Raw genomic sequence first — 14,901 nt, forward strand, 5'->3', positions numbered from 1 at the left:
GTCTTGTGCTGCTTTAATGAGAAGATCTGTTTCATGAAGAGAGGCTTGTCCAGATAAAGGGGAGATGTATCCATCTATGAGAAGGTTTGTATTTAAAGAAGCAATTTCATCAGGAGTGGAAGGACCTACGTTTTCGAAGGGAGCTGCTATGAGGCGAGAAGTTAGAATCAAACATAATAACCAACGCATACATTATGCCTTAATCCATGTTACTTGATAAACGATCATTTGGCAGAATAATGTTATTTTAAAGTATGCATTTCCAACAAGCTCTTTGAGAATGTCATAGTGATATTGCAACCCTTTTAACCCCAATGTTGAGTTTAATTAACTAAGAATAGGAAAGATAAGACAAAAAAACAGTGTAAAAAGACCTCTTAATGTTGTACAAGTTTCGTTTCTGAAAAAACAACAACAAAAGAGGTCAAAAATGGAAACGCTTATTGAATTATACTGCTCTGTGGATGATTTTTGGAAGGATTTCAACAAGCAATGGGAGCAACATTTAATTACCAAAGGCAAATCTCTAAGAGGACCTAAAGCAGAAATGTCTATTCCTGAAATGATGACAATATCTATTTTATTTCATCAATCAAACTACAGGAATTTCAAACACTTCTATTGCAGCCACGTTATGATTTATCTTCATAAGGAGTTTCCTACGCTTATTAGCTATAGCAGATTTGTCTACCTTCTAAAAAATCTTTTCATCCCCCTATTTGCTTATCTTTTACATAATAAAGGTACAATTACTGGAGTTAGTTTTATCGATTCAACGAAGATACAAGTTTGCCATAACAAAAGGATTAGAAGAAATAAAGTTTTTGCAAAATTTGCAAAAATGGGAAAAACAGGAGCAGGATGGTTCTTTGGAGTGAAACTTCATTTAATCATTAATGAAGTAGGAGAAATCCTCGCTTTTCAACTAACTCCTGGAAATGCATCGGATGTTTCTGTAGCTGAGGTTTTGTCACAGGGAATCACCGGAAACCTCTATGGAGATAAAGGGTATATTTCAGAGAAATTAGGAAAAAAATTAATGGATAAAGGCTTACAATTATTCACAAATTTACGGTCTAAAATGAAAAATAAGTTCATGAATCTCAGAGATAAAATACTACTGCGTAAAAGAGTTATTATTGAAACTGTAAATGATCAACTTAAAAATATATCCCAGATTGAGCACACAAGGCATAGATCAGTGAGTAACTTTTTGGTTAATACTCTTTGTGGAATTGCAGCTTATATGAGGCAACCTAAAAAACCTCGTATTAGAATGTCTGATAAGGAAAGTTTAGGGCTAGTTACCAGCTAGAAAACCCAAAACTGAGGTATATATTTGTTTTTCGCGATACAAGTAAAGAAGAAGTACTTTTGTATATAGCAGGGAATGAAAATGCCTTCTTTGCTTTTACAAATTACGAAGCATGCATTTGTTTTCTCGAAGAGAATGCTAAAAAAGATGTTAAATGGCAGGAGTTGTTAACCTCACACTTCTCTATAGATGTTCAAGATCTTGTGCTTAACGCTCTTAAAAAGGGTTCTTATATAGATTCTTCTTCTTTGGGATCTACACTCTATCCACGACCTGCTGACTGCTCCTTTAAAAATCCTCACATACTTCACATAATAAAAACAAAACCTATAGAAAAAAGCCTTTTTGAGACAATCCAAAAAAATACCCAAGAACGCTCTTATTTAGATGCAAGTGCAGTAATCACCTCTGATAAAGAGCTGATGCTAAAGCGCATGGCTCTTGTTTTAGACTCTCTAGGAAGAGCTTTATTAGTGCCAAGTTTTGCTTTTCCTATTGTGAACTGGGCAACGCTTGCTCTCTTAGCTACAGAAAGCGCTCTGAATCTTTACATCGCAAAAAATGGTGATACCGTAAAAGAGCGTTATCAAGCAGCCATCGATATAGGAACTATTTCGCTAGAGTTTCTTTTATTAGGAGCTTTCTTAAACTTTCGTTCTTTACAGCTTTCGAGACACCAAAAATTCACCAACCAAGTCAATATACGTGCTGCTGCTCGGGGTAGCGGTTTACAACCTTCTCTTAAAAAAACACCCACCTCCAAGGAAGCTTTTTTTGGCACTACAAAAATCATGCAGACTTGGCAGATTGCAGTGCCTAATACCTTATTTAGTCATTTGGATGTTAAAGTCTGGTTTCTCGATGAGGAATTTCTCTTATTTACTGGAAAATCAAGCAAGGCAAAGCATTTAATCATCTCTTCTCATGGAGGGTATTTTCCTGGTACGGGCATTGTTAAAGTTCCAAAAAAGACAGAGCTTGTAGTTTTAGGCCCACACGGCTGGGCGATATTTGATCCTAAAACAGAAAATATTGCTAAAAAGCTGGTTCTACCTTATGGAATTATTAATGAAAACGCAGCACTTCCTACACAAAGCGCATTTCTTCCATCCATGTTTTCCCATTCTTCCAATGTACACTTTCATCCAAAAGAAATTAATGTAAAGTATTTAGCAGGAACAGATGTTCCTGGTCATATTAGAAATTATTCCTTATCTAAATACCAAACATTTGAAGTTGGTGGAGAAAGTTATCTAGACATCGCACAGCTTGTTGGCCGATCAAGACATCCCTTCCCTCATATTTATGGAATAGGACTCGATCCAGTTGATGTCCTTACCGTTCGCAATCGTAGAGGAATGATCCCCCCTAATTTAGAAGATGTCTTTAAGTCCTTACAGAATAATGGCATTCATTATGAGCGAATTACTTTAGAGTTTTGTCGTGCAAACATATTCTTATCTATGAGCAAAACTAAAACCCCTCCAAGCTATCGCCCAGCTAAACTTTAAATCAAAAAATTTATCCTTGATAAGGATTCTATAATATAAAAAAAGAGAGCTTATGCAAACAGGTCAACCAATCACTAAAGAGAATAGACTAGAAAAAATTCCTAGTGCTTTTCAAATACTTGCCAAAGAAATATTAAAAAAAGAACTGCATAAACACAACCCCATATTAAACCCAGATAAAATATACATAAATATAGCACATGAAGAAAAAATATCCTCTGAAACCCTATTAGAGGCTCTTCTTAAAAAAAGCATCGATGAAGAGCATCTACTGGTTCATCCCCTAGCTGGCTTATACTCTAATTCAGAAAGTGTTGATGCAGTAGATCAAATCCACGGCTTGACAGTGAAAGATGCAGAAAGCATCATCGAGCGCTTAACTCCTATACTCATTAGCACCTATTATCACCAAATAGATAGCTTTGGGAACTCCGGTAAAATTTCTATTCCTCAAGAAGTGTTATTTGATCCCACTAGCGATTTTTTAAAAACTCTTGTGGAGAATTTCTCGTTAATAGAAAGGACCTACCAGGTAGATAGTATGTATCCTAACCTTAAGCAAACTGTGACCTCTTACCTTAGTCAAAAATTAAAAAATTTGCACAGTAAAGATATTCATCCTGATACGGTAAACGTTTTGCTTTTTAAAAAAGGAGAAGAGAGCTCTTTTGCTTTTTTACGTTTCACTTTAACAAACTTTGTCCTGAATTATTTTTCAGCATGGTCTTTCTATTCACATTATTTATCAGAGCAAAATATTATACAAATTAAATTAAGCCAAGATGCTCAAGATATAGCGCTTAGTAAGATTTTTCAGGCAAGCGATGCTACTGCTATAAAGTCTAAACACGAAGCAAGGTTAGAAAGTTTTTGGCGAAAAAATACGAATAACTACCGAATATTAGCTAAGTTTTCCTATCTTAAAACTCTTTTAGAGCAGCAAAATAGCACTTTTAAACTTTCTTCTGCAGGTCTTGAATTAGCACTTAAAGCCATGGGATTTGATCAAGAAAGCATAAAAAAGTTAATAAAAGGCACCGATGAAATAGCTCTTGAAGAAATTCCCTTAACTATTTTAGAAACTCTATCCAATCCAAAACAAGTAGAAGTATCCTCTTTTCTAATTAACGAGCAAATATCTTCTGATATTTTGAAAATTTGTGATCCAGAGACTAAAGAGTTATTAATCTATATACCTGGATATACACCTTCTTTTGTTGAGGCTAAAAATGAAAATCTTTTAGTTCATTGGATTTTTCATCAGGCAGAAGTGCCAAGTAACCTTAGTTCAATTGCCTCTCATTTCCCTCATTTCAGCAGAATGGCAGATCCTATTAAGCTAGATGCTTTTCTTTATTCAGATTATATCAAGCAAAAGGAAGGTCCATTAGTTGCTCCCTGTGTTAAAGATATCTTTTCTTTTACTATGGAAAAACAAAAAGAACGCATAGTTACAGATCTACATGTACATGAAATTCCAGTTCCTATCCAATATACCTACTTTCCTGTCTATCGATCTACAGAAAGAGCCTTTTTTACTACGATTGCAGCAGCTTTTGAGCAGCTTCCTTATTTGTTGCCCAATATCCACACTGTATCTAGTGATTTGCATGAGCTTTTTCCCTATCCTCAGCAAACAGCTGCAGAATATATAAAAAAAGAAATCAAAAATCGATTTAATCTAGATCTTGATCCAAACCAGACATTTATTGGATATTTTATCCCTGAAAAAATACCTCCTTCCTCAGACGAATCCCCTTCTTATAAAATGCTACCAAGAACGCAATCTCTAACAGAGGCTACTTTAAGCAATTATAGGATGGGTTTTACTGTTTGGAGTAGCTCAACCATTGTTTTTACAGACTCATCCGGAATAGGAAAAGAATATCCATTACGTAATCAACTAGTTAACATTTTACCCAAAGATGTGGAAGAGATCATCCAAGAAGTTGATCTAGAAACACTGCATAAGGAGAAGCTTAATACTTTTTGGAACAATCACATAGACCGAATAAAGTTCTTTATTAAGCATAGATATCTACAACAAGCTTTAGAAGAATATCAGAACAAAGTCTTGTCGGAAGAAAGCTTTAAGGTTATTTCAGAAATAGCTTTTTATTCTTTACATTTGGAAGAAGAAGGCTTACCAGCTCTTATTAACCCCAATATCCGCATAGAATCAGTTTACGTTGCTAGCTACCAATCCACAGATCTGTTTATTTTTCGCAATACAAGTAAAGAGCAAGTAATTTTATATCTAGCAGGAAATGCAAAAGCCTTTTTTACTTTTACAAATTACGAAGCATGCATTTGTTTTCTCGAAGAGAATGCTAAAAAAGATATTAAATGGCGAAGCTTGTTAACTGCTCACTTCTCTATAGATGTTCAAGATTCTGTTCTTAGCAATCTTAAACAAGGACCTTATAAGCATGCAAAAACTATAGGATTCCCGCCTTATCCACAACCCAGCGACTGCTCTTTTACAGAGCATGTACACCATATCATAACAACAAAACCTATAGAAAAAAGTCTTTTCGAAACAATCCAAAAAAATATTCAAGAGCGCTCTTACTTAGATGCAAGTGCAGTGATTACCTCTGACAAAGAACTGATGCTAAAACGCGTAGCTCTTGTCTTAGATTCTCTAGGAAGGGCTCTATTAGTACCAAGTTTTGCTTTTCCTATTTTAAACTGGACAACACTTGCTCTCTTAGCTACAGAAAGCACTCTGAATCTTTATATAGCAAAAAATGGAGATACTGCTAAAGAGCGTTATCAAGCAGCTAAAGAGATAGGAACTACTGCACTAGAGCTTCTTTTACTAGGGGCTTTTTTAAGTTTTCGTTCTTTAAAATTTGCTAGAAATAAGAATCCATATGAGCCTATTTCTGATGAAACCCATGTACATATAGCCTCCGGTGGCAGAGGTGTACAAACTTTTCTAAAGAAAATTCCCTTGTCTGAGGAAATTTTTTTTGGCACTACAAAACCTATGCAAGTTTGGAATATTGCAGCCTCTAATAGTCGTTTCAGCTACTTAGATGTTAAAGGATGGTTTCTTGGTGAGAAATTTCTCTTGTTTACTGGAAAAACAAATAAAGCCAAACACTTAGTTATATCCTCTCATGGAGGGTATTTTCCTGGAAGTGGTATCGTTAAAGTTCCTGCGAATGCAGAGCTTGTAGTTTTAGGTCCACACGGTTGGGAATTAGTAGATGCTAAGATATCAAGCATTGCTAAAAAATCCATCCTACCTTATGGAATTATTAATGAAAATACAGCTCTTCCTACACCAAGTGCATTTCTTCATCTACCTATATTTTCTAACCCCCCTCCTGATCTCAAGCCCATTGACATAAAAATATTAGCAGGAACAACTACTCCTGGTCATATTAAAAATTACTCTTTATTTAAGTATCAAAAATTTGGTGCTAATGAAGAGAGCTATCTAGATATTGTGCAACTTGTTAATCGCTCAAGAAACACACTGCCCATTATTCATGAAATGGGACTTGATCCAGTTGATGTTCTTACCATTCGCAATCGGGTAGGAATGCTTTCTCCTAATTTGGAAGATCTATTTAAATCACTGCAAAACCATGAAATTCATTATGATAGAATTACTTTATTATTTTGTCGTTCTAATGCACTATTATCTGGAGCGCATCTTGCCCCAAGATATATACCACCCATGATAACATCTGTTTAGACAAATTTATTAATGACTTGAGTAATCACTTGTTCAAGTTCTTCTTCCGAAGAACTTGAACCCCAAAGCCTTTGCTGATAAACCGCTTGATTAATGAATAACTCTTTTCCAAAGATAAGCTTACAGTCTTTCAAAGAAGCCTTTTTTAAGAATTCTGTCCAGTGAGGTTGGTAAACCGTATCCATTGCTATGCAGTTAGGACAAATCCATTCTGATTGAATACAATCAGGATTAGGTGTGCAATTGATGATCATATCGTAATGAAAGGGAAAAAGCTCTATCCCCCCTCCCCTACATCGATAGATTTTTGCTAGTTGAATGGCTTTTTCTCTTGTGCGGTTGATAAAAGTAATAAAAGCCCCTTTTTTTATAGCTTCTTGTGCAATGGCTTGAGCCACACCACCTGCACCAAATAGGACGATTTTTTTTTTAAAGAGCGTGGTTTTTTTCTCTAGCGCTTGTATAGCACCTATACCATCAGTGTTAAAGCCTGTTATTTTAGAATCGATAACCAGTGTGTTTACGGCGGTTTGTAAGCAATGGGTTATTGCTGCTGTTTTTTCTTTTAAAGGCATGGTAATGCTTAAACCTTTAAAAGGAAGTTGTTGAATTAGGTTTAAACATTCGGCAAGCTCTTTTTTAGTGCAAGGGATCTTACAATAGAGTGCATTTTTTTTTTGACTAGCAAAGACAGCATTATGAACTATAGGACTTAAACTTGTATCAATAGGATTTCCAAGCAGTGCATAGATAGAGGTTGCAGAGTTCAGAGTAGAAAAACGATAAAGTGGTAAATCTTTTAAGACAAGTTGTCCAGGTGCTGTTTGAGATTTAAGTGCTACATAGCTAAAGGGCATACCCAAAATAGGTGCAAGCAGTCTTGTGAATTGAGCTTTTTCTCCCAATCCAATAACTACTAGATTCGTATATTTTTTGGACAAGTGAAGCAGCTGAAGCGCCTCTATGGAAGAAGTGCAATGAACTGCTATCTTATAAAAATGAGCATATGGAGTAAAAAGAGAGGATAACAATGGATCTAGTTCTGGAAACTGCTCAAAATTGTGATAGGAGGCGATAAAACGGATCTTTGGGTTACTTAAAAAGAGCTTTTTACGAAAACTTGGTGATATATCATATTCCAGATCAAAAAAGTCTGGCTGTAATTGACAGAGCTTTTCAATTAGCTGAAGACGGATTTTTTCTGATTGAGTAAAACCTCTTCTTTGATCTTTTCTTCTTAGAGTAAACAAAGCAGGGATAGGCAATTTTTTTAAGAGGGATTTTAGCTGGATCAAATCCAAATCTATAAATAGATCAAGTCGAAATTCCACTGCATCAATCCATTTTAATTGCGAAAAGACCTCTTCTTCTGCAATTTCTATACTAGGTCCTGTAACTACACCAAATAACAAGACTCCTCTCTTTGCTTTTCATTAAAGCTTTTGTATTGCACTCTCTCTTATAAATAAGGATACAAAATCATGTTAGAAACTTTTACCTTATCCTTACAGCGTCAAGATATTACAGAGATTTTTTTTGATTGTGATCTCTTTTCAAGTCAAGTTGTAGAAGACCTTCGACAAATTAAGGGTAAATTTGCTCTGTTTTGCGATAGCAACGTAGCAAATCTAATCGGTTATAACTGGCAATCGTTTTTAATACAAAAAGGAATTTCCATAGAAATATTTGTATTTGAAGCGGGAGAGGAAAATAAAAATCACAAGACCAAAGAGCGGCTGGAAAATCAACTCTTTGCTAAAAAGTTTGGACGTGACAGTTGCTTTATTGCTTTAGGAGGTGGAGTAACTATAGATCTTATTGGATTCATTGCCGCAACCTATATGCGCGGTGTTACTCTAATTTGCATTCCTACCACTTTATTGGCTATGGTAGATGCAGCAATTGGTGGGAAAAATGCGATAAATACCACTCATGGAAAAAACCTTTTAGGTACTTTTTATTTTCCGCATAAGATCTATTATGATTTTCAGTACTTACGCAATTTACCTAAAAAAGAGTGGATCAACGCAACTGCTGAAATGATTAAATATGCGATTACCTTGTCCTACGACTTATTTTTACAAATAGAAAGTGGTTTCGATCAAGAAGATTTAAATAAGATAATGGGGCTTGTTAAAACTTGTATTAGCCTAAAGCATCAAATTGTAAGCTGTGATCCTGCAGAGCAAATAGGCACTCGATCTATTCTTAACTTCGGTCATACAATAGGACATGCTTTAGAAAAAATTACAGATTTCCAAATAGCTCATGGAGAAGCTGTGGCGATAGGAATGCTAGTAGAAAGCTATATGAGTTGGAAAATGGGATTTCTTGTTCTTACCTCTTTCACTAAAATACAAGCTCTTATTTACGCTTATGAGTTTCCTCTTACTATTTATGACTTTCAAAAAGAGCTCTGTTTAGAAGTGATAAAAAAAGATAAAAAAGTAAAGAATGGGGTAAATCATTGTATTTTATTACAAGAAATTGGCATGGTTACCCCAACAGCTATACCCATTCCGATGAAATATATAATAGAAGGACTTAACTGGCTAGAGCTTGAGTATGGCAAAATTTCGTATCAGTCCTAGTGCACTGCAAGGATCGATTGCAATCCCCTCTTCTAAGTCACAGACTCTGCGGGCCATTTTTTTTGCTTTAATGGCAAAAGGCACAAGTCGAATTCATAAATATTTATCCTCCCCTGATACATACGCTATGCTGCGGGCTGTAGAGATGCTCGGTGTTAAGATCCAACGAACAAATACCACTTTATGGATTGAAGGAACTAATGGCAAAATCAAATCTCCAAAAGATGTAATTGATGTGGGAAATTCTGGTCTAGTGCTGCGTTTTATCGGTGCTATTGCTTCTCTTTTACCTACTTATACGGTAATTACAGGTGATAGCTCTATCTGCAGTTTAAGACCTATCCAACCTTTATTATCAGCTCTTGGATGTCTACAAGCAGATGCTCGCTCCATCTATTCAAACGGGTTTGCTCCCATTTGTATAAAAGGACCTCTAATGCCGGGTAGTACAAAATTATGTGGAAGAGACTCCCAGCCTGTTTCTGCTCTATTGATGACCACATGTTTTCTAGAAGGACAAAGCCACATTCAAGTTACAAATCCCGGCGAAAAACCTTGGGTGGATCTAACTCTATATTGGCTTAAGAGATTAGGAACTAAAATTGAGCATCGCAATCACGAAGAGTATTGGATACCAGGAAAAACTCAATACGAAGCATTTTCATATACAGTACCTGGAGACTGGAGCTCAGCTGCTTTTCCGATTGCAGCAGCATTGCTCACTAGCTCAGAAATTGTATTAGATAACCTTGATTTAACAGACCATCAAGGAGATAAGCAGATTATTCATTGCTTGCTTTTAATGGGGGCTAATATAGAGATTGATTCTAACAACAAGAAGGTCATTATAAAAAAAACCAAACACTTAAAAGGGATAGATATTGATGTAAATAATTTTGTCGATGCCATCGCAATTTTAGCTGTCATTGGATGCTTTGCAGAAGGAAAAACTCACTTATATAATGCGCAGATTGCAAGACATAAAGAATCAGATCGGATTTCCGCAATCACTCAAGAGTTGAAAAAAATGGGCGCGAATATAGAAGAAAAAGAAGATGGTCTTATCATCTATCCCGCTTCTCTTAAGGCTGCAAAATTATATAGTCATAAAGATCATCGGATTGCTATGGCATTATCCGTTGCAGCTTTAGTAGCTAAAGGAACTAGTTTACTAGATGATGTGGAATGTATTGCAAAAACTTATCCTGGCTTTATTAATGATTTTAGGCAACTGGGAGCAAAAATAGAGCTATGAATTTGATTTTATACGGTTTTAAAAGTTGTGGAAAAACTACACTAGGCCAAAAAGTTGCTAAATCGATGAAGTGTGCTTTTTATGACACAGATAACCTAGTTGAATCCTTATATCAAATAAAAACAGGTCAATGCGTTTCTGTTAGAGAAATTTTTAAGAGTGAAGGAGAAGTCTATTTTCGAGGATTAGAAAAACAAGTCTTACCTCTTATCTCAAATGTAAAAAATAGCATTATTGCAATAGGCGGAGGCTTGGTTTTAGATCCCTTTAATAGATGCTTTCTTGAGCAACTAGGAAAATTGGTATATCTCAAAGTAAGAAAAAAAATCATACAAGAAAGAATATTTTCTGCTGGTTTGCCAGGCTTTTTGGATGTAAATCGCCCAAAAGAATCTTTTGAGCGACTTTTCAAAAAAAGGACTTTAGCCTATGAACAGATCCCTGCCTATAGGCTTATTATCGAAGGCCAAAAGCAAGATAGCGAGATTTTTAGCGAATTAGAAAATCTATTGGTATCATATGGCAAGTAACTCTTTTGGCACACTTTTACGTATTACAACTTGGGGCGAATCTCACGGCAAGGCTATTGGCGTTGTCATAGATGGTTGCCCTGCAGGTTTACCTTTAAATAACGAAGATATCAATCTAGAGCTTGAAAAAAGAGCACCTGGAAGAAATTCTTATGTTACTTCTCGCAAAGAACCTGATTATGCTGAAATCTACTCTGGTCTTTTTGAGGGTAAAACCACAGGTTCTCCTATTTCGATTATCATCTTTAATCAAGATCATAACCCTAAAGCCTACGAGTCAAATAAACATTTATTACGTCCCGGACATGCAAACTTTACCTATCTGCAAAAATATGGCGCTTTTGACTATCGCGGAGGAGGAAGAGCTTCTGCTAGAGAAACAGCCTGTCGAGTAGCAGCTGGCGCGGTAGCTAAGAAGCTCCTTAAAGAGATCAATGTGGAAATAGTTGCTTATGTTTGTGAAATAGGAGGGATCTCTATTTCTCCTTATATACCTAGCTCACTAGCCAAGCTACGAGAAACAGTAGACTCGAGTCCCCTATTTTGTCCTGATCTTGCAGCATCTACAAAGATGGCCGCCTTAATCGATCAAGTAAAAACAGATAAAGATTCATTGGGAGGAGTTATCGAATGTGTAACCTCCTCTTTGCCCATTGGCTTAGGAGATCCTATCTATGAAAAACTAGAAGCCAATTTAGCAAAAGCCATGCTTTCTATTCCAGCTAGTAAGGGTTTTGAGTTCGGCTCTGGTTTTAAAGCAGCTCAAATGAGGGGCTCTAATCACAATGATTTATTTACTCCTGAAAAAGGGCAAATTGTCACACAAACAAACCACGCAGGAGGAACATTAGCTGGAATCACTAATGGAGCCTACCTAATTACCCGTACAGTGTTTAAACCCACTTCCAGCATTGCTCGCACACAACAGACGATTAATCTAGACGGTAATAAAGAGGAGTTTATTCCCTCTGAAAAATCAAGACATGACCCTTGTGTAGCAATTAGAGCAGCACCTGTAGTTGAAGCTATGACAGCATTAGTACTAGCTGATGCATATCTGATGAATAAAGGTGCACGAATCTAATCTGAATGAGGCACAAACCCCCCTAGCATTTGTACATCTTCTCTACAGGAAAGCTCATAGTAGGAATTATCATCCTTTGTAGGAACCTCTCCTTCTACTAGAACAGCTAACTTGCGAGGATTATCCTTTGAAAGCATTTGATGGGAAAGCATGCAGAATTGCTCGTAAGATAAAGCATTTAAATTATCTATGAGTTTTTTTATCCGTTCAAAATCTTGATAATAGAAAGATAGTGTAAATAGAGTTCTTAATCTGTCTGAAAAATTTTCTTTTGCCATATTTTTCAAAGAAGAAACAATACTAGAGCGGATTGTTTCAAAACGCTCTAAAGAGATCTCTGTATCAAGATTCTTATCAAAATCTTTTAAAAATAGCTCAAAGCGTGCTAATAAGTCATTTGCAGTATGTGTGTTGGATTGTATATTAAAATACTGTAATAATTGATTTTCTCTTTCTTGAGCATATGAATGAACTAAATATGCTGTTTGCTGCTGAGTGCGCAGCGCTTCAAAAAAAGCAGTTTGCAAAGCTTGCGATAAAACTTTTTGAACCGCTCTTGATTCGAAACTAGAAGACCCTTCTTGTAAAAGAACAACAATACCTGACCCTTGTTGTTCTGTTTTAAGGACAAGCTTAGAGGGGTTATTTAGGTCTGATAAAACAAGTACTTTAGCTTCTATATGCTGAGTAAGTGGATAAGCTTTTGTGTTTAAGATTGTTTGTAGCTCCTGAAATAACTCTATAGCTTGGTTTTGAGAAAGATCTACATATAAAAAAGCTCTTGTATAAAGACATTCACTAAATTCTTCTGAAAAGTCCAAAAAATCTTTCCAAGAAAGATCTTGTAGAGCCAATAGCTTTTGTTGGTTACAAGGACTATGAGAAATGATGCTTTCCATTTCCATTTGAGCTTGAAACAGTGCTAATTTTTTAGAGCTATTTTTGTATTGAGTCGATAAAGAGCTGACATATGTCTGAAATTTTTCTTCTGAAATACTTACTTGTTTTGCTGCCTGAAAAATTTTTTTAGTCAAAAGCAATACCTTTTCATTTGAACCAATGATCTCAAAATAAAAATATAAAGGATTGAGATCCGTATTAATGCCAATCCCTGCATCAGAGGCAAAACATAAATCATCTGCTAGTAAATCATTTAAAGCATATAACCATAGCTCAGCTAGTACTCCAGATTTTGGAGTTTGATCCAAAAGCGGGGATCTGAATTGAAAAGCTAATCCATTAGCAGAAGAATAGGTTCTTTTAAAATACACCTCAGCACTCTCATCTTGACCGATAAGAATGGGATTGTCTTGTACATCTTGTAAATAGGGGTTAGCTTCTGGCAGAGTAATTTCAGGATTAACCAGTACATCTTTCCATTCTTGCAAGCGTTTGAGGTCAATAGGTACAAGCGTGTATTCTACTTGCATCCATTGCTCTTTTTGATCGAGAACAACTCCCATTTCATTAGGGTCTGCTATTAGGGAATAGATGCAATCGGATGGGTTTAAGGCAGCAAGAAAGTCTTCACTAAACTTTTCCTTATCAAATGAAGAAGGAATTTTGGTTTTAGTTGGGTAAGTAGAGAGGTCTTCATAAATAATATCGGAAGCTAATTCTATAACTTTTTCATAAACATTATCCATTGACTCATATATCAATCTTTGAGTACATATAGTTTTAAACTCTTTAAATAGATCATCAAGCGGCTCTAATTTCAAGCGTTGCAGCGCTGCAAACACATAGGATATAGCGGTATCTGTTTGCATAAGACCTGGATCGGTTAAGAATACATCAATAGAAAAAAGAGACTGATCTTTGCTTAAACGATGACAATCAACACTAAGATTTTTAGCAATATTTTCTTTTTTTAGCTTAGCTAGTAAGCTCCCTTTTACTTGTTTATTTAGAATATAAGCGATAAATTCTGGAAACTTTTCATCTAAACTACTAAATGTGCTTGGGATCTCCCAACATAAAGTAAGAGTTTTTAGCTCTTTGATCGGTTTGATAAAAACCATACTCCCCTTTTGCTGATCAGATAATAAAGAGCCCTGAGGTAACTTTTTTTGATCAGCCGCATTAGAAATAGAAGAAAATTTTTCCACTGCTAAATTTCTCATTTCAGCAATAGGTAAAGAAGAGATCATCACTAGATGCATACGGTTTGCACTATATTGTGCTTGATACCAATCTTGTAAATCAGATAAGGGGATTCTAGATAAAGTTTCTTGATTTCCACAAGAAAAATTGTGGTTAGGATGTTTTGGATTTCCTGTCTCTTTAAAAACCATATATTGGCGCTGCATATCACTTTCTATACTTTTTGCATGCTCTTGATCCACTGCGTGCAATTCTCGACTAATACAATTTGTGGAAAATAAAGGGTCAATGAAGAAATGAGAAAAGCGATCAAGTGCTGGCTTATAAGCTTCGGTCTCAATCGAAAACATATATACGGTTTTATCTGCTGAAGTAAGAGCATTTTCTAATCCCTGACGATCTTTAATGAATTGTGAATACTCAGATTCTTTGGGATAAGTTTTTGTACCCATAAACAATAGATGCTCTACAAAATGTGCCATCCCTGGGTATTTCTCTGGGTCCTCCCAAGAGCCTGCCTCTACAACAACTGCTGCAGCGGATTGCTGCACAAACGGATCCGATACCAGATATGCTTGTAGGCCGTTTTTTAAAATCACTTTTTCCACTTCTCTATCCGAAAAAGCTGAAGGGATAGAAAGATCTTGGATCTCTGTATAGTCTAAGTGGCTAACTTGTGCATATAAGGATAAATTTAAGAAAACTAAAGACAGAATATATTTCATTTTTTCGCCTTATTAACTATATAAAAAGGATATATATATTAATTTATGCGTTATATTTTGTCGATTATAAGATTTTAT

The 14,901-nt window shown here is 35.7% G+C and carries 10 protein-coding genes; 7 read left to right on the forward strand and 3 right to left on the reverse strand.

From position 1 onward, the window contains the following. The coding region (locus tag RHTP_RS01680) for a hypothetical protein (protein ID WP_138106399.1) at window positions 1-189 on the reverse strand (189 nt) is incomplete at its 3' end. A gap of 241 nt (window positions 190-430) precedes the next feature. Between RHTP_RS01680 and RHTP_RS01685 the strand changes: the two genes are divergently transcribed. The 3 genes from RHTP_RS01685 to RHTP_RS01695 are packed head-to-tail and all read left to right on the forward strand — an operon-like array spanning window position 431 to window position 6,535. Continuing rightward, window positions 431-1,315 (forward strand): IS982 family transposase, encoded by an 885-nt coding sequence (locus tag RHTP_RS01685; RefSeq protein WP_138106400.1) that lies wholly within the window; start codon window positions 431-433, stop codon window positions 1,313-1,315. Between the two features lie 20 nt (window positions 1,316-1,335). After that, window positions 1,336-2,826: a putative adhesin gene (locus RHTP_RS01690; RefSeq protein WP_338140388.1), complete on the forward strand. Its 1,491-nt coding sequence runs from the start codon at window positions 1,336-1,338 to the stop codon at window positions 2,824-2,826. A gap of 52 nt (window positions 2,827-2,878) precedes the next feature. Next, complete coding sequence (locus RHTP_RS01695) at window positions 2,879-6,535, forward strand: dermonecrotic toxin domain-containing protein (RefSeq protein ID WP_138106402.1); 3,657 nt, start codon at window positions 2,879-2,881, stop codon at window positions 6,533-6,535. Here RHTP_RS01695 and RHTP_RS01700 read toward each other — a convergent pair. Beyond that, entirely contained in the window at window positions 6,532-7,947 is a 1,416-nt protein-coding gene (locus RHTP_RS01700; RefSeq protein ID WP_138106403.1) for a type I 3-dehydroquinate dehydratase, read from the reverse strand. The two genes, RHTP_RS01695 and RHTP_RS01700, sit on opposite strands and share 4 nt — an antisense overlap. A 69-nt stretch (window positions 7,948-8,016) precedes the next feature. Between RHTP_RS01700 and aroB the strand changes: the two genes are divergently transcribed. Genes aroB through aroC form a run of 4 tightly spaced genes read left to right on the forward strand, consistent with a single transcriptional unit; the run spans window position 8,017 to window position 11,995 of the window. Further along, a complete protein-coding gene (gene aroB / locus RHTP_RS01705; RefSeq protein WP_138106404.1) occupies window positions 8,017-9,126 on the forward strand; it encodes a 3-dehydroquinate synthase in 1,110 nt (369 codons plus the stop codon). Beyond that, the gene (gene aroA / locus RHTP_RS01710; protein ID WP_138106405.1) at window positions 9,101-10,381 is read left to right on the forward strand and encodes a 3-phosphoshikimate 1-carboxyvinyltransferase; all 1,281 of its coding nucleotides are present in this window, start codon (window positions 9,101-9,103) and stop codon (window positions 10,379-10,381) included. The genes aroB and aroA overlap by 26 nt, the downstream gene beginning before the upstream one ends. After that, a complete protein-coding gene (locus RHTP_RS01715; RefSeq protein ID WP_138106406.1) occupies window positions 10,378-10,911 on the forward strand; it encodes a shikimate kinase in 534 nt (177 codons plus the stop codon). Before aroA ends, RHTP_RS01715 begins: the two co-directional genes overlap by 4 nt. Beyond that, window positions 10,901-11,995 carry a chorismate synthase gene (gene aroC / locus RHTP_RS01720; RefSeq protein ID WP_138106407.1) on the forward strand — a complete coding sequence of 365 codons (1,095 nt, stop codon included), beginning with the start codon at window positions 10,901-10,903 and terminating at the stop codon, window positions 11,993-11,995. The genes RHTP_RS01715 and aroC overlap by 11 nt, the downstream gene beginning before the upstream one ends. On the opposite strand, the gene RHTP_RS01725 is transcribed toward aroC, so the two are convergent. Beyond that, window positions 11,992-14,823 carry an insulinase family protein gene (locus tag RHTP_RS01725; RefSeq protein ID WP_138106408.1) on the reverse strand — a complete coding sequence of 944 codons (2,832 nt, stop codon included), beginning with the start codon at window positions 14,821-14,823 and terminating at the stop codon, window positions 11,992-11,994. The genes aroC and RHTP_RS01725 overlap by 4 nt on opposite strands. Window positions 14,824-14,901: the final 78 nt, after the last annotated feature.

This window comes from Candidatus Rhabdochlamydia sp. T3358 (assembly GCF_901000775.1).
Lineage (GTDB): Bacteria > Chlamydiota > Chlamydiia > Chlamydiales > Rhabdochlamydiaceae > Rhabdochlamydia.

Coding starts and splice junctions, on each gene's coding strand:
- RHTP_RS01725 (WP_138106408.1), bottom strand. CDS start 14,823: ATGAAATATATTCTGTCTTTAGTTTTCTTAAATTTATCCTTATATGCA.
- RHTP_RS01685 (WP_138106400.1), top strand. CDS start 431: ATGGAAACGCTTATTGAATTATACTGCTCTGTGGATGATTTTTGGAAG.
- RHTP_RS01715 (WP_138106406.1), top strand. CDS start 10,378: ATGAATTTGATTTTATACGGTTTTAAAAGTTGTGGAAAAACTACACTA.
- RHTP_RS01695 (WP_138106402.1), top strand. CDS start 2,879: ATGCAAACAGGTCAACCAATCACTAAAGAGAATAGACTAGAAAAAATT.
- aroB (WP_138106404.1), top strand. CDS start 8,017: ATGTTAGAAACTTTTACCTTATCCTTACAGCGTCAAGATATTACAGAG.
- aroA (WP_138106405.1), top strand. CDS start 9,101: ATGGCAAAATTTCGTATCAGTCCTAGTGCACTGCAAGGATCGATTGCA.
- aroC (WP_138106407.1), top strand. CDS start 10,901: ATGGCAAGTAACTCTTTTGGCACACTTTTACGTATTACAACTTGGGGC.